The organism is Streptomyces sp. NBC_01298 (assembly GCF_035978755.1).
Classification (GTDB): domain Bacteria; phylum Actinomycetota; class Actinomycetes; order Streptomycetales; family Streptomycetaceae; genus Streptomyces.
In genome coordinates this window covers 5,096,651-5,116,302 of sequence record NZ_CP108414.1, presented here as the reverse complement: position 1 = coordinate 5,116,302, position 19,652 = coordinate 5,096,651, and the positions used below count along the sequence as shown (strand labels likewise).

Genomic DNA, 19,652 nt, shown 5'->3' with positions numbered 1-19,652 from the left:
CGGGTGTCGCCGTCCGTCAGGCGCAGTTGGACGGCGCCGGCTTGCCCGCGAAGCGGTTCGCGATCCAGCCCAGGTACTCCGGCTCCGCGACGTTGGGGATCGTCTGGTGCGTCGCCCCCTGGTACTTCGTGTACTCGACCGGCTTGCCGAAGCCGCAGGCCCGCCGCACGTACTCATCGGTGGAGTACGGGTTGATGACCGTGTCCGCCGTTCCCTGCATCACCAGGATCGGCGCCACCGAGGTCACGTAGCCCGGGGTGTTCTCGCGGAAGCGCTGGTGCCAGACCTCCGGCACCACGGTCAGCGGCTGGAACAGGGTGTCCAGCTGGCCCACGTTGCCCACGTTGTTCTGGATCACGTCGGCGAGGTGCTCGATGCACATCACCCCGTCACCGCGCAGCGCCTCCAGCCCGGCCGGCTTCAGCACGTCCTCGGCCTTCAGGGTGGGGTAGGCCGCGAGGAAGCCCCGGTAGACGTTGACGCGCAGCGCCGCGTTGTGGGAGGGCGAGGTGGCGTCCGTCGGGCCGGGCGGCACCAGGCCGCGGAAGTCCGGCCCCAGGTTGGCGGCGGGCGCCAGCGCCGCGATGCCGACCAGGTTGGTCTCCGGGGTGTACGCCTTGTAGTTCTGGGCGATGAACGCCGCCGCGCCGCCACCCTGCGACCAGCCCAGGACGGCCGCCTTGCGGTTCGCGCGGGCGTCGGCGATCTGGCGGGCCGCGCGGACCGAGTCCAGGACGTTGTTCGTCTCCGTGACGGCCACCGTGTACTGGTGGACGCCCGGCGTGCCCAGACCCTGGTAGTCGGTACCGACCACGACGTCGCCCGAGTCGAGGAACTGCGTCAGCGCCGGCACGCCGACGTCGATGCCCCACGGGCTGTCGTAGGTGTAGTAGCCGATGAGGTCCGTCGCCGGGTTCGGCACCGCGGAGGGCGCGCACTGGCGCGGCCCGCCCACGGTCCCGTGCGCCCAGGCCACCACGTTGCGGCCGCTGCGCGGCGCGGGGGCGTCGGGCCAGGCCACGATGCCCGAGACGGCGACGCGGGTACCGGTCTGCAGGGTCGAGAGGTACAGGATCCGGCAGGCGCGCGCACCGTCGGGGGCGTCGACGCGACGGGCCCAGATCAGGTCACCGTGGTCCCCCTCGGGCAGCGGCGACGGCGGATCGTAGAACTTCTCGCCCTCCGGCCCGATCGGAACCCCCGGCGCGCACAGCCCCTTGCCGCCCTTGCCGCCGTCCGGGTTCGTGACCCCGGTTCCGGATCCGGTCGCGTTCGCGGTCGCGGTCGCCCCGCCGCCCAGCGCGAGGATCGCGGCCACACCGGCCGCGGCGATCGCGGAAAGCCGTCGTCTCATCTCATCGTCCATTTCGTTCGGTCACTCGGTACCGGGACGTGAGACTAGGAAGAATGGGATGAAATGTCGCTTACCGTGACGAAGTGTCCGCCGGTTGTTACGACCACCGGGGCGACCGACCCCCAATGGCCCCACCCCGGCCCACCACGGCCCGTCACCACCCACCACGCCCCACCACGCCCCACCACGGCCCACCACGGCCGGACCCGGGACCACCGGGGCCGGACGAGGGGCCGACAATGATCCGATGACCGATTCGATACCGCCCGTGGTCCCGGCCGGCCGCATGGCCGCCCTCGCCCAGCCCTCGTACGACCTCCCCTGCGGACTGCGCCTGCGCCCCTGCGAGCCCTACGACGCCCCCGCGCTCGTGGCCGCGTACGCCGATCCGGACATCCGCCACTGGAACCGCCCGGACCCCCTCACCAAGGAGCAGGCCGTCACCCGCATCGCCCGCTGGCGCGAGCGCTGGCACGCCGAACGCACGGCGGTCTGGGCCCTCGCCCCCGCGGACGGCGGCTGCGCGGTCGGCGTGATCGGCCTGGCCGACCTCGATCTGACCGGCGGCAGCGGGGAGTTCATGTACTGGCTCCTCCCGGCCGGCCGCGGCGCCGGAGCCACCACCGAAGGCCTGTCCGCCTTGACCCCCTGGGCCTTCGGGGAACTCGGCCTGCACCGCCTGCGCATCACCCACTCCACGGCCAACCCGGCCTCCTGCCGCGTCGCCCTGAAGTCCGGCTACCCCCTGGAGGGCACCATGCGCGGCGCCCTCCTCCACACGGACGGCTGGCACGACGAACACCTCCACGCCCGCATCAGCACGGACTGACGCACGAGCCATCACCCCATCGTGCGAACCGGCACGCAAAAGCCTCCGCAGCCGCGCATATGCCGAGAGCCTATGCACATGTACGTCTACGCCCCACACGCCGAACGCGGCGGTAGCATCGGAAGTAGCATGGGTGGCATGAGCGATGCCACCCAGAAGTACTCCATCTCGATGCCCCGCGACATCGCCGAGGCCGCTCGCGCCCGAAGCGGCCCCTCCGGCCTCTCCGCCTACGTCACCGCCGCCGTGGCCCGCCAGATCGAACGGGACAACCTGGCCGAGCTCGTCGCCGTGGCGGAGGCGGAGCACGGACCGATCACCGCGGAGGAGATCGACGCGACCCGCGAGGAATTCCGCCGCGCCCACGGAGGGCATTCCGACAGCGACACCGAGCAGAAGGACGTCGTATGACGCCGAAGCCGACCAAGCCCGGAGGCACCCTCGTGCTGGACAGCGAGGGACTCGCAAAGGCCGTGCTGCGGGATCGCACCATCACCCGCTGGCTCGCCCTCGCCCTCGCGGACGACATGCGGGTCATCACCAGCACGGCCACCCTCGTGGAGGTGGTCCACCCGAAGATCAACATGCCGGCCCTCACGTGGGCGCTGTCCAGGGTGGTGGTCGAGCCCGTCACCGAGGAGATCGCCCACGCCGCCAAGGCCCTGCTCCGCGAGGCCGGCCTGCACGGACACAAGTACGCCATCGACGCGATGCTGGCCGCCACCGCGCTCGCGGCGCCGGGCCCGGTCACCGTCCTCACCTCCGACCCCGAGGACCTCACCGCGCTCTGCGGCGCGCGACTCGCGGCCGTGAAGGTCTAGAGAGCGCCGACCGCCGAGGTCATGGCGTGTCGGAGGTGCCCGGAGGCCGGTAGCGGATCCGCTTGGCCTTGCGGAGGGCGTCCAGGGTGTCGTCGATGCTCAGGAGGACCGTCGTCTCGAACGAGCTGAGCGCGCCGCCCCCGCTGATCGCCAGCGCGACCGCGGCCATCGACACGTCGTCCGGGGCCTCCCAGAGGTTGTAGCCGTCGTGCGTGCCGAAGGCGTACCAGAAGCCGTGCAGTTTCCCGCCGACGGACTCGATGTACGACTTGGCGGCCTGTGAGCGGTCCTCGGGATGGGCCGTCAGCCTCGCCCAGGTCTCCGGCGTGTAGCTGAACCTCGACAGATACAGCGGCATCGCGTCCACCTTCTTTCGTCTCGTCGTCGTCGTCAACGACGACGAGACGACGATGCCCACGCCGGGCTGCGGAAGGGGCGGACCGCGACGCGGCCGTTCCGGCCGTTCCCCCGGACGGCCGGGGACGGCCACCGCCACGGCCCAACGCGGCTCAGGCCACCGGCGCCGGGGCGCTCCGCGCGAAGTGGCGGGCCGTCGGGACCAGGGCCGCAGCCGCCGGCACGAGGAAGCAGGCGGCCGCGCAGGCGCCGAGGACGGGTGTGACGCCGAAGGCGTCGATGGCCGGGGCGATCAGGGCGAGGCCGACCGGGGCCAGACCGTAGGAGACGAGGAAGTCCAGCGAGGAGACGCGGGCCAGCCGCTCCGGGGCGACTTCGCGCTGGGTGGCGGTGAACCAGGGCACGTTGAAGAGTTCGATCCCGGTCCCGGCGACGGCGTAGGCGGCCACGACCACCCCCGGATGCACGGGCAGCGTCAGGCTCAGCGGGGCGCAGCCGTACGCCGCCAGTCCCGCGAAGGCGGCCCAGCCCTGTGAGCGCGGCCGCCAGCGGGCGATGACCAGGGCTCCGCCGAGCGCGCCCACTATGTAGGCCGTCATGGCCGCGGCGAGCACCCATGCGCCGGCGTAGCGGTCCCGGCTGATCAGGGGCAGGGCGACGCTGGTGGCGGAGTAGCCGAGGGCGATGACCGCGACGAGGGCGGCCAGTCCGGCGAGGAACCAGGGGTGGCGGCGGGCCTCCCGTACGCCCTCCAGGAACTCGGTGCGGAAGCTCGCGCGCGGCGCGGTGACGGCACGGGCGGCGACGCCCCGGCCCTTGCCCGGGACCAGCGCGGCGACCAGCCACAGCAGGCCGATGCCGAGCAGCAGGGTCGAGACGTCGAGGAAGCCCGCGAGCAGCGCGGTCAGGGCGGGTCCGGCGAGGGTGGATCCGCGCACGGCCATGGTCATGGCGGCGTTGGCCTGCTGACGGCGCCCGGGGTCGACGGTCTCGGCGGTGAGCGCCTGGAAGGCCGGGCGGCAGGCGCCCTGTCCGGCCCCGGCGAGGGCTGCGGCGGCCGTCATCAGCAGGAGCGAGCGGCCCAGTCCGGCCGCGAGGAGGGGTGCTGCGGCCGCCGCCGCCAGGGCCGACCACAGGACGACCGCGCGGCGGGAGTGCCGGTCGGCCAGGACGCCGCCGACGGTGACGGCGGCGAGGAAGCCGACCGTGCGCGCGGCGAGGACCAGACCGAGGCCGGCGGCGCTCAGGTCGCGGTGGAGGACGGCGAGCCCGAGGACGAAGGGCAGGGCCCAGGTCGCGAGTCCGGAGGCGGTGGTACCCGCCCACAGGCGCAGGAACGACACGTCAAGCAGGACCGAACGTGGGCGCGGGTCAACGGACTTGGGCGCCGGTGGCGCGGGTGTGGTTGCCATGGTGCGACTGCTCCTTGGGGAGGGGAGGGGGCCCGGCGAACCACCCCCCGGGGTTCTTAATGAAAATGAATACCATTACAGTACCCCTCGAACGCAGCGCTCTTGCCCGGTGCACGACAACGCCCACATTCGCTTCCACCCGCCCCGCCCCGCCCAGACCGGAGAACCCATGCGCCACCCCGCCCGCCTCGGCATCGCCCTGACCCTCGCCCTCGCCACCGCGGCCTGCTCCGCACCCGCCGCCCACGACGCCAAGACCCCTTCCACCGCCTCCACCCCCTCCACCGCGACCGCCGTCACGAGCTGCGGCCGCCAGGCGACCTTCGCCGCGCCGCCGCAGCGGGCCGTCGCCCTGGACCAGACCTCGACCGAGACCCTGCTCGAACTCGGGCTCCAGGACTCGATGGCGGGCACCGCCAACCTCAAGACGAAGATCCCCGCCGCGTACGGGGCCGCGTACGCCAAGATCCCGGTCATCGCCCCGAAGATCGCGACCGGCGAGCAACTGCGGGCCGCGACCCCCGACTTCGTCATCGGCGGCTCCGCGGACCTCTTCACCAAGGACCGGGCGGGCACCCGCGAGGAGCTCGCCGCCCTGAAGGTCCCGACCTTCGTCAGCGCCGTGGACTGCCCCGGACAGAACCCGGCCGGCCGGACCCCCTTCGAGCTGCTCTTCTCCGACTACGAGAACCTCGGCAAGGTCTTCGGCGCCGAGGAGCGGGCCGGGAAACTCGCCGCCGACCAGCGCGCGGCCGTCGCCAAGGCCGCGCGGAACTCCCCCAAGGTGCCCGGCGGCGCCGGACAGCCCACCGTGGTCTACCTCTACTCCGTCTTCAACGGCATGCCCTACGTGGCGGGGAAGACCGGCCTGCCCAGCGAGATGAGCCGGATCGTCGGCGCGAAGAACGCCTTCGACGACGTCGACGAGGACTGGCCGGAGGTCTCCTGGGAGGAAGTCGCCGAGCGCGACCCCGACTTCATCGTGATCGGCGACCTGTCCGAGCGCGGCCGTCCCGGCGACAGCGCCGCCGAGAAGCGCGCCGCCATGACCGGGCACCCGGTCGTCTCCAAGCTCGCCGCGGTCCGCGAAGCCAAGATCCTCGAAGTGCCCGGCATCGAACTCGACCCCTCGGTGCGCTCCGTGCACGCCCTGGGGCTGCTGGCGGCCGGGATGAAGGACCTCGGGTATGTCCGCTGACGCCGTAGCGGCGAATCCTGTACCCACCGACCCGGTGCCCGCCGACTCCGTGCCCACCAACCCGGTGCCCGCCGACCCGGTGGCCCCGCGGGGGCCGGGCCCGGCCCCTCGCCGGTCCGCGGCGACGGGGGCGGGCCTCTTCCTCCTCGCCACCGCCGTCCTGGCCGCCTCGGTCGCGGCAGCGGTACGGATCGGCGCCGCCGACGTGGGCTGGACCGGGCTCGCCCGCGTCTTCGGCAGCCGACTCGGCCTGGACGTCGCGCCGTTGCCCCCGCTCCTGGACTCGCTCGTCTGGGACCTGAGACTGCCGCGCGTGCTGATGGCCGCCCTCGTCGGCGCCTCCCTCGCCGTGTGCGGAGCGGTGCTCCAGGCGGTCACCCGTAACGCCCTCGCCGACCCCTACCTGCTCGGCGTCTCCTCGGGCGCCTCCGCCGGAGCCGTCACCGTGGTCGTCCTCGGCATCGGCGCGGGCACCCTCGGCGTCACCGGCGGAGCGCTCGCCGGAGCGCTGCTCTCCTTCGGGCTGCTCCTGCTGCTCCTGCGGCGCACCGGGCTGGACTCCGTACGCATCGTCCTCACCGGCGTGGTCATCGGGCAGCTCTTCACCGCGCTGACCTCGCTCGTCCTGATGGCCTCGGCGGACGCGGACACCACCCGGGCCGTCACCCACTGGCTCCTGGGCTCGATGGCGCCCGCCCGCTGGAACACCGTCGCGGTCTGCGCGGTCGTCACCCCGCTGGGGCTGGCGGCGGCCTGGCTCTGCTCGAACGCCCTCGACGGGCTCGCCTTCGGCACCGACACCGCCGCGTCCCTGGGGATCGACGTACGGCGCACGCGGATGCTGCTGCTCGTGGTCACCGCCGTGCTGACCGCGGTCGCGGTGGCCACCGTCGGCGCCATCGGCTTCGTCGGGCTGATCGTCCCCCACGGGGTGCGGTTCCTCGTCGGGCCGCTGCACCGGGTGCTGCTGCCCTACGCGGCCCTGGCGGGCGCGGTGTTCCTGGTGTGGACGGACGCGCTGGCACGGATCGCCTTCGGACCCCGCGAGGTGCCCGTCGGCGTGATCACGGCGCTGCTCGGCGTACCGATCTTCCTGCTGGTCCTGCGCAAGCGGGGGGAACTGTGAGGATCACCGCCGAAGACCTCAGCTGGTCGGTGGCGGGCACCCCCGTCGTGCGCGGGGTCGGCGCCGACATCGCCCCCGGCGAGACCGTCGCACTGCTCGGCCCCAACGGCTCGGGCAAGTCCTCGCTGCTGCGCTGCCTGGCCGGGCTGCGGACTCCCGACGCGGGCGCGGTCCGGTACGACGGGGAGTCCGTGCGCGGCTGGAGTGCGCGCCGGATCGCCCGGCGGGTCGCCTTCGTCGCGCAGGACGCGGGCGCGGACGGCGATCTGCCGGTCGCCGACATCGCGGGCCTGGGGCGGACCCCCTTCCGCGACCGCTGGCGCGGGCCCGACGCCACCGACCGGGCCGTGGTCGCCGCCGCGCTGGAACGCGTAGGGCTCACCGCGCTCGCCGACCGCCCCTGGAAGGCCCTGTCGGGCGGCGAGCGGCAACGCACCCACCTGGCCCGCGCGCTGGCCCAACAGCCGTCCGGGCTCCTGCTCGACGAACCCACCAACCACCTCGACGTGAAACACCGGCTCGAACTGATGGAACTGCTGGCCGCCACCCCCCAGACGGTCCTGGTCGCCCTGCACGACCTGTCGCTCGCCGCCCGGTACTGCGACCGGCTGCTGCTCCTGCACCACGGCCGCCTGATCGCCGCCGGCCCGCCGGCCGCCGTCCTGACGCCGCGGCGGCTCGCCGAGGTCTTCGAAGTGGACGCCGAACTCACCACCGACGCCCTCGGACACCCGCAGGTCAGCTACCGCGGACCGCTCCCCGTACGCACACCGGCGCCGATGCCGACACCCCACACCGCTCTGTGAACAGGAACCCCATGACCCCCACCACCACCCCCGCGACCTCCGTCGACGCGCTCCTCTCGGCCGTACTCGCCGGCGAGCACGGCCCGCTCCCCTCCTCGCTCGTCGCCACCAGCGTGTTCTGGATCCACCACGGCACCCGCCTGGCCGGCGGCGACACCACCTACCTCAACCAGTACGTCCTGGTCCGCCTCGGCGGATCCTTCGGCGGCTGCGCCTTCGAGGCCGGCGAGATCGACCCCTCCGTCTGCCGCGACTCCTCCGGCACCCCCCTCGACGTCCTCCTGCGCGAGGCCCCCCGCCCGCTGCGGATCGCCGCCCTCGACGCCTACCTCTCCGAGACCCGCCCCCACCGCGTGGCGGCCGGGGAGGGCGACGCCGAGCCGGTCACCCTCCCCGCCGGCACCCCGGAGGTCCGCGCCGGGGCACGGGACGCGGCCATCGCCGGACTGCTCGACATCGAGGAGGGCGCCACGGTCGGGCTCATCGGGGTCGTCAACCCGCTCGTGGCGGCGATCCGCGCACGCGGCGGACGTCCGCTCCCCTGCGACCTCAACCTCAGGGCCACCCAGTGGGGCGACCCGGTCACCGACGACATGCACGAGGTACTGGACACCGCCGACGCCGTCGTCGCCACCGGGATGACCCTGAGCAACGGCACCTTCGACACGATCCTGGAGCGCTGCCGCTCCCGGGGCATCCCGCTGGTCGTCTACGCGCAGACCGGCAGCGCCGTGGCCCGCGCCTTCCTCGGCTCCGGGGTGAGCGCCCTGTCCGCGGAGCCCTTCCCCTTCTCCCAGTTCAGCGCCGAGGAGACGGTCCTGTACCGCTACCGGACGGCGGGCGGCGCGTGAACCCCGGCGCCACGGACGCTCCCGGCACCGGGCGGGCCCCCTGCCACCACGGCGAGATCCTCCAGGGCGTCTTCCTCGACGCCGCCGGGCGCAGGTGCGCCGGACTGGTCACCCTGCCCATGGCGGGCCCCGGCAGCAGCGCCGCGTACGTCCGCCGTCCCGGCACGCCGCCCGAGGCGCTGACCGTCGTACCCGCCGACCGCACGAAGGCGGCGCGGGCCGCGGCCCTCACGGTCGCGGAGTGCGCGCGGCGGACCGGTCGGCCGCCCTGCGGCGGGGAGTTGCGGCTCACCGGCGGGATACCGGTGGGCCTGGGCATGGGCAGCTCCAGCAGCGATGTGATCGCGGCCGTACGCGCGGTCGCGGACTCGTACGGGCTGCGGCTGGACCCCTCGACGGTCGCCGCGCTCGCCGTGCGCGCCGAGCTCGCCTCCGATCCGCTGATGCTGGGCAGCCGCCCGGTGCTGTTCGCCCAGCGGGAGGGCCGGGTCCTGGAGGTGCTCGGCCCGGCCCTGCCGCCGCTGGTCGTGGTGGGCTGCGCCCTCGGCGGGGGCGCGCCCGTCGACACCCTGGCGCTGCCGGTGGCCGACGTGGCCGACGTGGACCGCAGCGACGTACGGGCCTACGAGCGGCTGCGCGCGCTGCTGCGCCGGGCCGTGGCCACCGGCAGCGCGGAACTGCTCGGCGCGGTCGCCACCGCCAGCGCACGGCGCGGCCAAGAGGTGCTCGGCCACCCGGAGTTCGACACGCTCGCCGCCCTCGCCCACCGGTCCGGGGCGGTCGGCGTACAGATCGCGCACAGCGGCGCGGTCGCGGGCGTGCTCTTCGACCAGGCCGCCCCGGGGCTGCGCCGCCGCGTCCGCGGCTGCCTGCGCGCCCTATCCGCCCACGGCATCCCCGCCACCCGCACCTTCACGACCGGCACCACCCCTGCGAAGGAGATCCCCCACCATGGACCAGCACATCGCGGAGTCGATCGGCCGGCCGGACCTGATACGCCTCGACGACCGGCTCGTCTGCCTGCGCTTTGAAACGATGAAGGTGGTCTCCGCCCTCGCGGCGGTGCGCCACCTGCTCGACACCGGCGTCGTACGCCGCGGGGACACCCTGCTGGACAGCTCCAGCGGGATCTACGCGTACGCCCTGGCCCTGACCTGCCACCGGTACGGCCTGCGCTGCCACATCGTCGGGTCGGCCACCGTGGACCACACGCTGCGGACCCAACTGGCCGTCCTCGGGGCGACGCTGGAGCAGATGGAACCGTGCGGCGACCTGAAGCTCGACCAGAAGCGGCGCGTCGAGCGGATCCACGAGATCCTCGCCGAGCACCCCGGGTACCACTGGATGCGCCAGTACCACGACGACGTCCACTACCTCGGCTACCGCGCGATCGCCGACCGGATCCGCGAGGCCGTCGGCACGACGGCGGCCGGGCTCACCGTCGTCGGCGGAGTCGGCTCGGGCGCCTCCACCGGCGCCCTGACCCGCTACCTCCGCGAGGACGCCGCCGACACGTCGGACGTCGAACTCGTCGGCGTCCAGCCGTACGGCAGCGTCACCTTCGGCTCGGAACACGTCACCGACCCCGAGATGATCATCGCCGGGATCGGCAGCTCCATCCCCTTCGGGAACGTCTCGCACGAGCTGTACGACACCCTGCACTGGATCTCCTTCGACGCCGCCCTCGCCGGAAGCGTCGACCTGCTGCGCCGGCACGCGGTCTTCGCCGGGCTCTCCACCGGCGCCGGCTACCTCGCGGCGCGCCACGAGCGCGAGCGCTCACCGCACCGCACGGTCCTCTTCATCGCCCCCGACACCGGCCACCGCTACGTGGACACCGTCTACGCGAGGCACCGCGAGGCCGCCCCGATCGCCGATCTCGCCCCGCGCGAGGTGACCGGCCGGAGCGAGCTGGCGCTGCCGTGGTCGCGGATGAGGTGGGGCCGCGCCGCTGCGTGAGCGGCACGGCCCTCGCGCCTGCGGCGATCAGAGGCCGTTGGTGAACAGCAGGCGGTTCGGGCTGGACTTGCTGACGCTCTTAAGGACGTCCTTCGTGGACTCGTCGTCGATGTACTCGGCGATCTCCGCCGGCGTGGCTTTCGGGTTGGCCTGCTTGTAGAGGACCGCGACACCGGTGACGTGCGGTGCGGCCATGGACGTGCCGTTCTGGGCCACGGAGCCGCCCCCGAGCTTCGCGGAGAGGATCTCCTGTCCGGGCGCGTAGAGACTGACGCATTCGCCGTAGTTGGAGAAGTCCGTCTCCTCGTCGTACTTGTTGGACGCGGCGATCGTGAGCACCCTGGCCGCCGATGCGGGCGACACATTGCAGGCGTCGATCGAGGAGTTGCCGGCCGCGATGACCGGCAGCACGCCCGCGTCCGAGACGGCGGTCGCCGCATCGTTCACGGCCTGGGACTTGTCCCCGCCCAGGGAGCCGTTCAGGACAGCCGGCTGCTTGGCGTTCTTGGCCACCCAGTCCAGGCCCGCGATGATCCCGGAGGAGTCGCCCTTCCCCGTGCAGTCGAGGACCCGGACGCTGACCACGTTCGCCTTGCGCGCCACCCCGTACGTCTTCCCGGCGACCGTCCCCGCGACGTGCGTGCCGTGGCCGTTGCAGTCCAGACCGTTGCGGCCGTCGTTGATCGCGTCGAAGCCGAAGGTGGCGCGGCCGCCGAACTCGTCGTGCGCGTACTCGATGCCCGAGTCGAGGATGTACGCGGTCACCCCGGCGCCGTTGCCCTCGGTGGTGAAGGTGTTGTCGAGCGGCAGTTCCTTCTGGTCGATCCGGTCCAGGCCCCAGGAGGCGGACGGCCCGCGCAGGGCGGTGGCCGTCGACGGCACGCTCGACGGGGCCGAGACCTTCGCGTCCGTCTCCACCGACTTCACGCCCAGGGCCACCCGGGCGATCTGCAGCTGGAGCGGGGTCATCGGAACGGCGAAGCCGTTCATCGCCTTGGTGTAGAGGAACTTCGGCTTGAGGCCCAGCCGCTCCGCCACCTTGGCCGGGTCGAAGCCGGGCTCCAGCGTCACGATGTACTGGCCGGGGATGGCGTTGGCCGAGACGGTCAGCGGCACCGGGGTGGGCTCGGGCGCGACGTCGGCGGACGCGGTACCGATGGCCACCGGAGTGATGGCGAGCAGGGCGGTGGTGGCGGCGCGGGCGAGCAGGCGCATGGACATCGAGGGGACTCCCGAAGAGTGGAGGGCGGCATGTGGAAGCCGCCTCCGTTCGACGGGGAACGCGTCCCGGAGTGCGGCCCTCCCGTTCATCGGCGGGCCGTCGGTCGGCCTTGACCGGGCCGGACCGGCCGTCCGGCCGCACTGCGGGCTGATTCTCGTACGGACTGAAGAAAGGATTCCGCCCTTCGCTTTCCGGCCTTTCCCGACCTGCGCGACCACCTCGCGCGGATGCGGCGCGGGTCGGCAGGTTCACCCGTACGGAAGGCACCGCGCACGCATCCGGGGAGGGGCGCATTCGCGGTTCCCGCGGTTCACTCCCGCCCGTGACCGCCGCGCCGCCGACGGTCGTTGACCGGACCGGCCGTACGTGGTGGCCTCGCCGTCATGCGTACCCGTACGAGCTGGACCCTGCCGACGACCCTCGCCGCCCTCGCCCTCGCGGCCTCGGCCACCCTGCCCGCGCACGCCGCCGCCCCCTCCCCGACCGGCCCCGCCGCTCCCGCTCCCGCATCCGCCACGGCCCCGGCCGAGTGGCCGGCGTACATCGTCACCGTGCACCGCGGCCTCGACCCGGCCGCCGTCGCGGACGCGTACGGGATCACCCCGGTCCACGTCTACCGCCACGCCCTCAACGGCTTCAGCGCCCGCCTCTCCCCCGACCAGGTCGAATCCCTGCGGGCGACGGCGGTCGTGACCTCGGTGGAGCCGGACGGCCCGGTCGCCGTCTCCGGCCCGGCGTTCTAGCGGTCCTGCCCTGGATCAGTGCGGGAAGCTCCCCGTGTCGACCGTCACCGCGAAGGGCTCGGGGAGCCGCAACGCGTCGCCGAAGGCGACGCGGACGGCGTGCTTGTAGGCACCGTTCTGCGGTTCGGTGAACAGGGTGGCCGTGGGGCCGTGCTCGTCGAAGCGGTCGATGAGGAGGTAGACCGGGACGGGGGCGTGGGCGTAGGCCCAGAGCTTCTTCTTCCGGTCGTCCTCGGCGCTGCTCTTGGAGGTGATCTCCACCACGAGCAGCGCCTCGGCCGCGTCGACGGGGTCGGAGACCTCGGCTGCCACGTCATCGACCAGGGCGGCGGGGGCGACCACGAGGTCGGGTACGTAGAGCTTGCCGAGTGCGGCGATGTGGATGCCGAGCCACTGGTAGGCACCCAAGTCGGGCGGCACAACCCCGTACAGCGCGCGCTGCACCGTGGCCGCGATGGCGTGGTGATGACGGTGGGACGGTGGGTCCAAGGTGATCCGGCCGCCGTCGATCTCGGCCCGCCAGCCCTTCGGCACGTCCAGGTCGCACCAGCTCCGCAGCAGGTACTCCCACGGGTGACCGTCGGTGGTGCGGCCGGGCTCGGGCGTGGCTGCCGTCATCGCGGATCCCCTCTGCTGTGGCATATGCCAGCGAGGGTAGGGCGGGCCGCCGATGGGCGGCGGGCGCTTGCCTTCCCCGTCCCACGATCGGGTGGCGCAGGCCCCGCTACACCCGTTCCGGTGCCTGCGCCGACGGGACCGTCGTGCGGATCGGGTCCCAGCACTGGACGCCGCGGAGGTCCGGCATGCGGTCGCGGGTGAAGACCGGCTCCAGGCCCGCGCGGCGCTGGGCGAGGTAGTCGTCCAGGAGGCGGAAGGCGATGGCCGACAGCGGGATGATCGCGGCGAGGTTGATCAGCGCCATGAGGCCCATGAACACGTCCGCCAGGTTCCAGACGACCGACACCGAGCCGAGCGAGCCCAGGACGACCGCCGACAGGACGAGCACCCGGTACCCCGGCAGGACCCACCGCTTGCGGGTGATGAACTGGATGTTGGTCTCGCCGTAGTAGTAGTTCCCGATCATGCTGCTGAAGGCGAGCATGAAGACGACGACGGTCAGCAGGTGGCCGGCCCACCCGCCCAGCGTCTCGCTGAGCGCCGTCTGCGTCAGGTCCGCGCCCTGGCGGCCCGACAGCTCCGGGTTGCTGACCAGGACGATGAAGGCCGTCATCGTGCAGACGAGGAGGGTGTCGAAGAAGACGCCCAGGGACTGTACGAGGCCCTGCTTGACCGGGTGCGAGACCTCGGCGGCGGCGCCCGCGTTCGGGGCGGAGCCGAGGCCCGCCTCGTTGGAGAACATGCCGCGCCGGATGCCCTGCTGGATCGCCGCGCCGATGCCGCCGGCCGCCAGCTCGCGGAAGCCGAAGGCGCCGCCGACGATGTCGGCGATGACCCGGGGGAACTCGGTGATGTTGAGGAGGACCACCGCCGCGCCGAGGAGGAGGTAGACGATCGCCATCACCGGGACCAGGACGGTGGTGATGGACGAGATCCGCTTGACCCCGCCGAAGACGGCCAGCCCCAGCAGGGCGGCCAGCAGCACGCCGAGGGAGGGGCCGAACCAGTTCGAGCCGCCCGTGTCCGCGAGAGAGCCCGCGGCGACGGCGGTGATGGTGTTGGCCTGCACGGCGTTGAAGACGAAGGCGAAGGTGACCGTGATCGTCACCGCGAAGAGCACTCCGAGCCAGCGTTTACCGAGCGCCCGCTGCATGTAGTACGCCGGACCGCCCCGGTAGGCGCCGCCGGCATTGCGCACCTTGTAGAGCTGGGCGAGGGCCGATTCCACGAAGGCGGAGGCCGCGCCGATCAGCGCCATCATCCACATCCAGAACACGGCGCCCGCGCCGCCCAGGGTGATCGCGGCGGCGACACCGGCGATGTTGCCGGTGCCCACGCGCGCGGCGGCCGAGATCGTGAAGGCGCCGAAGGACGAGACCTGCTTGCGGCCGTCGGCGCGCGGCGGGGTCTTCTCCTTCACCACCCGGAACATCTCGGGAAGCAGGCGCAGCTGCACACCCCGGGAGCGGACCGTGAAGTACAGGCCCGCGCCGACCACCAGCGGAATCAGCAGGTAGGTCCAGAGATGATCGTTGACGTTGACGATCACCGAATCCAGAGTGTCCATGATGCGAAGTCTCCCCGGGGCGGAAGGCCCGCGGACAGGGACCTACGTCCGCCGCCGAAGGGTCCGAAGACCCGTGCCGCGCGCCCTTCGCCCCCTTCGCGGCGCTCGGAGCAACCGGCTGCTCACCCCCACAGTCCGTGCCGCTCCGCCCAGTTCCGTACCGCCGCCGCGACCAGCAGCGGGTGGTCCTCGGGGGTGTGGTGCCCGGCGGGCACGTCGTCGTGCCGGGCGAGTTCCAGGCCCGCGACGTTCGCCACGCACCACTCGACGGCCTCGGGTCCCGTCATCGCCCCGGGCCACGGGGCGAAGGTCAGCAGCAGCTTGGGTATCGCGGGGCTCCCCGCGAGCCAGTCCCCGTACGCCGCCACCCGCGCCACCACCTCGGCGGGTTCCCCGCCCAGCGGCATCGACCGGGCCCACTGGAGCAGCGGGCGCCGGCTCTCCCGCGTCGGGTACGGGGCCCGGTACACGTCCAGGTCGCTCGGGTCCATCGGGCGGACGCCGCTGCCGGCCAGCCCCTCGACGAACCCGTTCGCGTCCAGGAGCATGGCCTCCCCCACCCCTGGCGTCTTGATCGCCCGGAACAGCTCGCGGCCGCCTTCCGGGAACTCCTCCCAGCTCATCGGCTTGACGATGCTTTCGGTGAACGCGATCCCGCGCACCCGCCCCGGATGCCGGGCGGCCCGGTCGAAGGCGAGCGCGCCGCCCCAGTCGTGCCCGACGAGCACCGCCTCGTCCAGGCCGAGCGCGTCGAACCAGGCGTCGAGGTAGCGGGCGTGATCGGCGAAGGCGTAGCCGAGGGCGGGCAGGACCTTCCGCCAGAGGTGGGAGGAGGTCGGGTTCCCGTGCAGGAACACCACGGGGACTCCGGCGGGGTCGCCGGCCTCCCGGTAGTGGACCGTCGAGTCGAGTACGGGCTGTACGGGCATGGCTCCTCCGGAGACGGGGACGGGATGGGATGGGGCGGGCCGGCAGGCAGGCAGGCCGGACGGCCGGACGGCCGGGTGAGGCGAGCGGTCGGGCCGACCGGGCGGGTCGTCAGCGGAAGGCCGGTGCCGTGCGGGATGCCCAGGCGGCGAAGGGGCGCGGGGGGCGGCCGAGGATCAGCTCGACGGCCGGGCTGACGGCCCGTTCGGCGGGGAGCGGGGCGCCCAGGATCGACAGGGTGCCCTCCACGGCCGGCTCCGGCATGAAGGTCAGCATCTGCGCCCGGGCCTCCTCGGGGCTCTGCTCCACGAACCGCACCGGCGCGCCGATCGCCCCCGCGATCGCCTCGGCCCGCTCGCGCGGGGTGACCGGCGCCGGGCCGGTCAGGTCGTACGTGCGGCCCTCGTGCCCGGAGCCCCGCAGGACGGCCGCCGCGACCTCGGCGACGTCGGCCGGGTCGACCGTCGGCAGCCCGACGTCCCCGAAGGGCGCGGCGGCCGTGCGGTGCGTACGGATCGACTCGGCCCAGGCGAAGGCGTTGGAATCGAGCCCGCCCGAGCGCAGGACCGTCCACTCCAGACCGGACCGGCGCACGGCCTCCTCGAAGGCGGCCGGGTGCCCGTACTGCTCGGGCCGGGTCCCGACCCCCTGGGAGGACAGCAGTACGACCCTGCGTACGCCGGCCTCCGCGGCCAGGTCGAGGACCGCCCGCGGATCTTCGCCGGCGACGAGCAGGAACAGGGCCCCGGCCCCGGCGAGCGCGGGCCGCAGGCTCCGCGGCTCGGCGAGGTCGGCCCGATGGTGGCGGACCCCCTCGGGCAGAGCGCCCTCCGGCGCCCGCCGGGAGACGGCCGTGACCTGCTCCCCCGCCGCCGCGAGGATCCGTACCAGCTCGCTGCCGACGTTTCCGGTCGCACCCGTGATGACGAACATGAAAGGCTCCCACCCGTGAAGTGAGTTAGTCGGCTGACCAACTCATGGCACGACCATAGCCCGCCGGGCGGTGCCCGTCTATAGTGAGTCAGGTGACTTACTCAGATGCCGCCGAAGCCGCCCCGGAAGCCCGGGCGGACCGCCCCCGGGCCAAGCGCGGCGGCAAACGCGAACGCCTCGCCGCCGCCGCGGCCCAGGTCCTGCACGAACAGGGCATGGAGAAGACGACGATCGCCGACATCGCGCGCGCGGCCGACGTCCCGCTCGGCAACGTCTACTACTACTTCAAGACCAAGGACCAGCTGGTCGAAGCGGCGATCGACGCCCACGCGCAGCACCTGGCCGGTCTGATCACCGCCCTGGACGCGCTCCCCACCCCCCAGGCCCGGCTGAAGGCCCTCGTCTCCGGCTGGGTCGAACAGCGCGAGCTCACCGCGCGCCACGGCTGCCCCACCGGCTCGCTCGCCTCCGAGCTCGACAAGCGCGACGACGGCCTCGACCAGACCCTGGCCAAGGTGATGAGGGTGCTGCTCGACTGGGCCGAGGGGCAGTTCCTGGCGATGGGCCGCGCGGCGGACGCGCGGGAGCTGGCGGTCGCCCTGATCGCCGCCTACCAGGGCGTCTCCCTGCTCACGAACACCTTCCGCGATCCCGAGCTGATGGCCACGGAGGGGCGCCGCCTGGAGCGCTGGATCGACTCGCTGGCCTGACGGCCCGACGGCCTGACGCCTGACCCCCGCGGTCCTGCCGCCCTGCTCAGCCGGTGGGCTTCGGGATCACGTCGAAGGGGGCGTTGCTCGTGTACTCGAAGGTGCCGGCGGGCAGGCAGTTCTCCTCCTCGACCGTCCCGAGCCCGTCGCAGTGCTGCGCCGTGAGCGTGAACAGGACGAGGGTGGTGTGCGTGCCGAGGTCCAGCGCCTTGAACGGCGGCGAGATGGCGATCGAGTACGGAACGCCGTCGGGGCCGAGGAGACCGGTGCGCAGGACCCGGCTCTTCTTGTAGGTGAAGCGCTGCTCCCGCGGCGTGCCGAGGTCGTGGACGTACGTGGCGCTGACGAACTTGGAGTTGAAGTCGTCGATCGGATCGGGGCGCTGCGGCGTGTAGCCGGCCGGATAGACGGCCTTCGCACCGCTCGGCGCCGTGCCCCAGCCCGGCGCGATCCTGACCCACTTCGCCTTGGCGTAGGTCTCGCGACAGGGGACCGGACCGATGATGCGGTCCTTCACGCCGTACAGCTCGTTGAGGTCCCCGTCGAAGGGGGTGATGCAGTGCGGGACCGGCGGCTTCGGATCGGGCAGCGGGGCGGCTGCGGCGGCGCTGCCGAGCACGGCCACCAGCAGGGACGGGACGACGACGGCTGCGGCGGCGAGGAAACGGGCTCGTTTCACGGGGACCAGCTTTCGGCGTGGGCGATGGGCCGTCGGCCAGCCGACCACCCCCAGTGGCCCGGTCCACGGAGACACCTGCGGCAAGCGGCCGGACGGCGCAGCGGATCCACACGCCCGGACCCCGGTCCTCACACGCCGGACGGGCTGAAGAGCAGGTGGGCCGGGCCCGAAGGCCGGGCCCGAAGGCCGGGCCCGGAAGGGCCTGGGGGCTTCGCCGCCGGTGCCGGGCGGGCGGCCGGCCCCGTGCTCAGGCCCGGCGGGGCCCCGCCGCGCGGGCCGCCGCGATGAAGGCTCGGATGAGGTCCGGGGACTTCACGCCGCGCTCGCTCTCCACGCCGCTGGAGACGTCCACGCCCCAGGCGCCCGTGACCGTGAGGGCCTCCGCCACGTTGCCCGGGGTCAGTCCGCCCGCCAGCAGCCAGCGGCCCGCGGGGGCGGTGAACTCCGCCGAGCCCCAGTTCCACGGCTTGCCGGAGCCGGGGTCCGGGGCGTCGATCAGGAGCAGGTCCTCCCCGTACTCCCCGCAGCGCTCCACGTGGTGCGCGGTCGCCCGCAGCAGGGTGCGGCCCGCGGCGTCCGCGCGCAGCGCCGCGAAGTCCTCCGGGCCCTCCTCGCCGTGCAGCTGCACGCCCCGTACGCCGCTCTCCTCGGCGAACCGCCGCACCTCGGCGACGGACTGCCCCCGGAACACCCCCACGGTGAGCACCCCGTCCGGGACGTGCCCGACGAGTTCCCGCGCGGTCGCGGCGTCGACCGTACGCGGGCTGCCGGGCGCGAACACGAAGCCGACGGCCTCGGCCCCGGCCGCCACGGCCGCCTCGACGTCGCGCGCGGTCTTGAGCCCGCAGATCTTGATGAACACGTCGCCGCTCACGTCAGTCATGCCGGCAGTCAACCAGCTCACGCGGGGACATCGACGGGCAGTCCCGCATCGCGGGCAGCATCCGCGAGGCGCTTGTCGTAGGTGACGAACGAGGTCAGCCGCGTGCCGAGGCCGAGCGCCGTCGCCAGATGGATGGCGTCGAGACTTCGAACGGTGGCAGGCCGCACGGTCTGGGCCAGGATGCGGATGCCCGGATCGAGGTTGATCAGATCGATCAGGTCCAGGACGAGATGGAGCCGCGCGGCGGCTTGCGGTGCATGGCGGGCCAACGCCCGGAAGGATTCCACCTCTGCCAGCACCGAGCTGACCCATCCGGTGTCCGCCCTGACATCGAGCCAGTCGCGCAGCGCCTGCGTCTCGGATTCGGCGTGGACCAGCTTCACGATCGCGGCGGAGTCGAGGTAGATCATCAGCGCTCGTCCTCGCGATTTCGCGAGAGTTCCGCTGCGATGTCGATGCCGTCGGGTTCGCCCAGCGGCATCCGCAGTACCGCGCGGCGCAGCGCGGCGGCGCGCTCCTTGCGCAGGGCAGCCTCCAGCACCGCCGCCCTTATGGCAACGGATCGTGAGCTGCCGTCCTGGGTCAGTACATCCAGAGCGTGCTCGGTCTCCGAGTCGGTGCGGATCGTCACGGTGTCAGCCATGGCCCAAGCGTAAG

Annotated in this window: 23 protein-coding genes; 11 read left to right on the top strand and 12 right to left on the bottom strand. The window is 73.2% G+C overall.

Features of this window, described 5'->3' with window-relative positions:
• Window positions 1-16: 16 nt before the first annotated feature.
• Complete coding sequence (locus OG730_RS23285) at window positions 17-1,354, bottom strand: lipase family protein (RefSeq protein ID WP_327306046.1); 1,338 nt, start codon at window positions 1,352-1,354, stop codon at window positions 17-19.
• A 247-nt stretch (window positions 1,355-1,601) separates the two neighbouring features.
• On the opposite strand from OG730_RS23285, the gene OG730_RS23280 reads away from it, so the two are divergent.
• The 3 genes from OG730_RS23280 (at window position 1,602) to OG730_RS23270 (ending at window position 3,004) form a co-directional block, all read left to right on the top strand.
• The gene (locus OG730_RS23280; RefSeq protein ID WP_327306045.1) at window positions 1,602-2,183 is read left to right on the top strand and encodes a GNAT family N-acetyltransferase; all 582 of its coding nucleotides are present in this window, start codon (window positions 1,602-1,604) and stop codon (window positions 2,181-2,183) included.
• Window positions 2,184-2,321: 138 nt separating this feature from the next.
• Complete coding sequence (locus OG730_RS23275) at window positions 2,322-2,594, top strand: CopG family transcriptional regulator (RefSeq protein WP_327306044.1); 273 nt, start codon at window positions 2,322-2,324, stop codon at window positions 2,592-2,594.
• A complete protein-coding gene (locus OG730_RS23270; RefSeq protein WP_327306043.1) occupies window positions 2,591-3,004 on the top strand; it encodes a PIN domain-containing protein in 414 nt (137 codons plus the stop codon). Before OG730_RS23275 ends, OG730_RS23270 begins: the two co-directional genes overlap by 4 nt.
• A 19-nt stretch (window positions 3,005-3,023) precedes the next feature.
• On the opposite strand, the gene OG730_RS23265 is transcribed toward OG730_RS23270, so the two are convergent.
• Together OG730_RS23265 and OG730_RS23260 are read right to left on the bottom strand one after the other, a co-directional pair.
• Entirely contained in the window at window positions 3,024-3,362 is a 339-nt protein-coding gene (locus OG730_RS23265; protein WP_327306042.1) for a GYD domain-containing protein, read from the bottom strand.
• A 151-nt stretch (window positions 3,363-3,513) separates the two neighbouring features.
• Complete coding sequence (locus OG730_RS23260) at window positions 3,514-4,773, bottom strand: MFS transporter (protein WP_327306041.1); 1,260 nt, start codon at window positions 4,771-4,773, stop codon at window positions 3,514-3,516.
• Between the two features lie 169 nt (window positions 4,774-4,942).
• Between OG730_RS23260 and OG730_RS23255 the strand changes: the two genes are divergently transcribed.
• The 6 genes from OG730_RS23255 to OG730_RS23230 are packed head-to-tail and all read left to right on the top strand — an operon-like array spanning window position 4,943 to window position 10,713.
• Window positions 4,943-5,971, top strand: a complete 1,029-nt coding sequence (locus tag OG730_RS23255; RefSeq protein ID WP_327306040.1) for an ABC transporter substrate-binding protein — start codon at window positions 4,943-4,945, stop codon at window positions 5,969-5,971.
• Window positions 5,961-7,097, top strand: coding sequence for a FecCD family ABC transporter permease (locus OG730_RS23250; RefSeq protein ID WP_327306039.1), 1,137 nt, complete (start codon window positions 5,961-5,963; stop codon window positions 7,095-7,097). The genes OG730_RS23255 and OG730_RS23250 overlap by 11 nt, the downstream gene beginning before the upstream one ends.
• Complete coding sequence (locus OG730_RS23245; protein WP_327306038.1) at window positions 7,094-7,903, top strand: ABC transporter ATP-binding protein; 810 nt, start codon at window positions 7,094-7,096, stop codon at window positions 7,901-7,903. Before OG730_RS23250 ends, OG730_RS23245 begins: the two co-directional genes overlap by 4 nt.
• An 11-nt stretch (window positions 7,904-7,914) precedes the next feature.
• Entirely contained in the window at window positions 7,915-8,754 is an 840-nt protein-coding gene (locus tag OG730_RS23240; RefSeq protein WP_327306037.1) for a Rossmann-like domain-containing protein, read from the top strand.
• The gene (locus tag OG730_RS23235; protein WP_327306036.1) at window positions 8,751-9,785 is read left to right on the top strand and encodes a GHMP family kinase ATP-binding protein; all 1,035 of its coding nucleotides are present in this window, start codon (window positions 8,751-8,753) and stop codon (window positions 9,783-9,785) included. The genes OG730_RS23240 and OG730_RS23235 overlap by 4 nt, the downstream gene beginning before the upstream one ends.
• A complete protein-coding gene (locus OG730_RS23230; protein WP_327306035.1) occupies window positions 9,706-10,713 on the top strand; it encodes a pyridoxal-phosphate dependent enzyme in 1,008 nt (335 codons plus the stop codon). Before OG730_RS23235 ends, OG730_RS23230 begins: the two co-directional genes overlap by 80 nt.
• A 27-nt stretch (window positions 10,714-10,740) precedes the next feature.
• Here OG730_RS23230 and OG730_RS23225 read toward each other — a convergent pair whose 3' ends face one another.
• Window positions 10,741-11,928, bottom strand: coding sequence for a S8 family peptidase (locus tag OG730_RS23225; protein WP_327309378.1), 1,188 nt, complete (start codon window positions 11,926-11,928; stop codon window positions 10,741-10,743).
• Window positions 11,929-12,318: 390 nt separating this feature from the next.
• On the opposite strand from OG730_RS23225, the gene OG730_RS23220 reads away from it, so the two are divergent.
• Window positions 12,319-12,678, top strand: a complete 360-nt coding sequence (locus OG730_RS23220; protein WP_327306034.1) for a protease inhibitor I9 family protein — start codon at window positions 12,319-12,321, stop codon at window positions 12,676-12,678.
• A gap of 15 nt (window positions 12,679-12,693) precedes the next feature.
• Here the strand turns inward: OG730_RS23220 and OG730_RS23215 are convergent, their stop codons facing one another.
• The 4 genes from OG730_RS23215 to OG730_RS23200 form a co-directional block, all read right to left on the bottom strand.
• Complete coding sequence (locus OG730_RS23215) at window positions 12,694-13,296, bottom strand: Uma2 family endonuclease (RefSeq protein WP_327306033.1); 603 nt, start codon at window positions 13,294-13,296, stop codon at window positions 12,694-12,696.
• 106 nt (window positions 13,297-13,402) lie between these two features.
• Window positions 13,403-14,863 (bottom strand): alanine/glycine:cation symporter family protein, encoded by a 1,461-nt coding sequence (locus OG730_RS23210; RefSeq protein ID WP_327306032.1) that lies wholly within the window; start codon window positions 14,861-14,863, stop codon window positions 13,403-13,405.
• Between the two features lie 122 nt (window positions 14,864-14,985).
• Window positions 14,986-15,792 (bottom strand): haloalkane dehalogenase, encoded by an 807-nt coding sequence (locus OG730_RS23205; RefSeq protein WP_327306031.1) that lies wholly within the window; start codon window positions 15,790-15,792, stop codon window positions 14,986-14,988.
• Between the two features lie 109 nt (window positions 15,793-15,901).
• Window positions 15,902-16,723, bottom strand: a complete 822-nt coding sequence (locus OG730_RS23200) for an SDR family oxidoreductase (protein ID WP_327306030.1) — start codon at window positions 16,721-16,723, stop codon at window positions 15,902-15,904.
• A gap of 92 nt (window positions 16,724-16,815) precedes the next feature.
• Here OG730_RS23200 and OG730_RS23195 point away from each other — a divergent pair, with 92 nt between their 5' ends.
• Window positions 16,816-17,433: a TetR/AcrR family transcriptional regulator gene (locus tag OG730_RS23195; protein ID WP_327306029.1), complete on the top strand. Its 618-nt coding sequence runs from the start codon at window positions 16,816-16,818 to the stop codon at window positions 17,431-17,433.
• Window positions 17,434-17,479: 46 nt separating this feature from the next.
• Here OG730_RS23195 and OG730_RS23190 read toward each other — a convergent pair whose 3' ends face one another.
• The 4 genes from OG730_RS23190 to OG730_RS23175 form a co-directional block, all read right to left on the bottom strand.
• Complete coding sequence (locus tag OG730_RS23190) at window positions 17,480-18,112, bottom strand: hypothetical protein (RefSeq protein ID WP_327306028.1); 633 nt, start codon at window positions 18,110-18,112, stop codon at window positions 17,480-17,482.
• 247 nt (window positions 18,113-18,359) lie between these two features.
• Complete coding sequence (locus OG730_RS23185; protein ID WP_327306027.1) at window positions 18,360-18,995, bottom strand: phosphoribosylanthranilate isomerase; 636 nt, start codon at window positions 18,993-18,995, stop codon at window positions 18,360-18,362.
• 17 nt (window positions 18,996-19,012) lie between these two features.
• Complete coding sequence (locus tag OG730_RS23180) at window positions 19,013-19,405, bottom strand: type II toxin-antitoxin system VapC family toxin (protein ID WP_327306026.1); 393 nt, start codon at window positions 19,403-19,405, stop codon at window positions 19,013-19,015.
• Window positions 19,405-19,638 carry a hypothetical protein gene (locus tag OG730_RS23175; RefSeq protein ID WP_327306025.1) on the bottom strand — a complete coding sequence of 78 codons (234 nt, stop codon included), beginning with the start codon at window positions 19,636-19,638 and terminating at the stop codon, window positions 19,405-19,407. The genes OG730_RS23180 and OG730_RS23175 overlap by 1 nt, the downstream gene beginning before the upstream one ends.
• Window positions 19,639-19,652: the final 14 nt, after the last annotated feature.

Excerpts from the sequence above, each read along its gene's own strand:
- OG730_RS23285 (WP_327306046.1), bottom strand. The coding sequence starts at position 1,354 with ATGAGACGACGGCTTTCCGCGATCGCCGCGGCCGGTGTGGCCGCGATC.
- OG730_RS23280 (WP_327306045.1), top strand. The coding sequence starts at position 1,602 with ATGACCGATTCGATACCGCCCGTGGTCCCGGCCGGCCGCATGGCCGCC.
- OG730_RS23275 (WP_327306044.1), top strand. The coding sequence starts at position 2,322 with ATGAGCGATGCCACCCAGAAGTACTCCATCTCGATGCCCCGCGACATC.
- OG730_RS23270 (WP_327306043.1), top strand. The coding sequence starts at position 2,591 with ATGACGCCGAAGCCGACCAAGCCCGGAGGCACCCTCGTGCTGGACAGC.
- OG730_RS23265 (WP_327306042.1), bottom strand. The coding sequence starts at position 3,362 with ATGCCGCTGTATCTGTCGAGGTTCAGCTACACGCCGGAGACCTGGGCG.
- OG730_RS23260 (WP_327306041.1), bottom strand. The coding sequence starts at position 4,773 with ATGGCAACCACACCCGCGCCACCGGCGCCCAAGTCCGTTGACCCGCGC.
- OG730_RS23255 (WP_327306040.1), top strand. The coding sequence starts at position 4,943 with ATGCGCCACCCCGCCCGCCTCGGCATCGCCCTGACCCTCGCCCTCGCC.
- OG730_RS23250 (WP_327306039.1), top strand. The coding sequence starts at position 5,961 with ATGTCCGCTGACGCCGTAGCGGCGAATCCTGTACCCACCGACCCGGTG.
- OG730_RS23240 (WP_327306037.1), top strand. The coding sequence starts at position 7,915 with ATGACCCCCACCACCACCCCCGCGACCTCCGTCGACGCGCTCCTCTCG.
- OG730_RS23230 (WP_327306035.1), top strand. The coding sequence starts at position 9,706 with ATGGACCAGCACATCGCGGAGTCGATCGGCCGGCCGGACCTGATACGC.
- OG730_RS23225 (WP_327309378.1), bottom strand. The coding sequence starts at position 11,928 with ATGCGCCTGCTCGCCCGCGCCGCCACCACCGCCCTGCTCGCCATCACT.
- OG730_RS23220 (WP_327306034.1), top strand. The coding sequence starts at position 12,319 with ATGCGTACCCGTACGAGCTGGACCCTGCCGACGACCCTCGCCGCCCTC.
- OG730_RS23215 (WP_327306033.1), bottom strand. The coding sequence starts at position 13,296 with ATGACGGCAGCCACGCCCGAGCCCGGCCGCACCACCGACGGTCACCCG.
- OG730_RS23210 (WP_327306032.1), bottom strand. The coding sequence starts at position 14,863 with ATGGACACTCTGGATTCGGTGATCGTCAACGTCAACGATCATCTCTGG.
- OG730_RS23205 (WP_327306031.1), bottom strand. The coding sequence starts at position 15,792 with ATGCCCGTACAGCCCGTACTCGACTCGACGGTCCACTACCGGGAGGCC.
- OG730_RS23200 (WP_327306030.1), bottom strand. The coding sequence starts at position 16,723 with ATGTTCGTCATCACGGGTGCGACCGGAAACGTCGGCAGCGAGCTGGTA.
- OG730_RS23185 (WP_327306027.1), bottom strand. The coding sequence starts at position 18,995 with ATGACTGACGTGAGCGGCGACGTGTTCATCAAGATCTGCGGGCTCAAG.
- OG730_RS23180 (WP_327306026.1), bottom strand. The coding sequence starts at position 19,405 with ATGATCTACCTCGACTCCGCCGCGATCGTGAAGCTGGTCCACGCCGAA.
- OG730_RS23175 (WP_327306025.1), bottom strand. The coding sequence starts at position 19,638 with ATGGCTGACACCGTGACGATCCGCACCGACTCGGAGACCGAGCACGCT.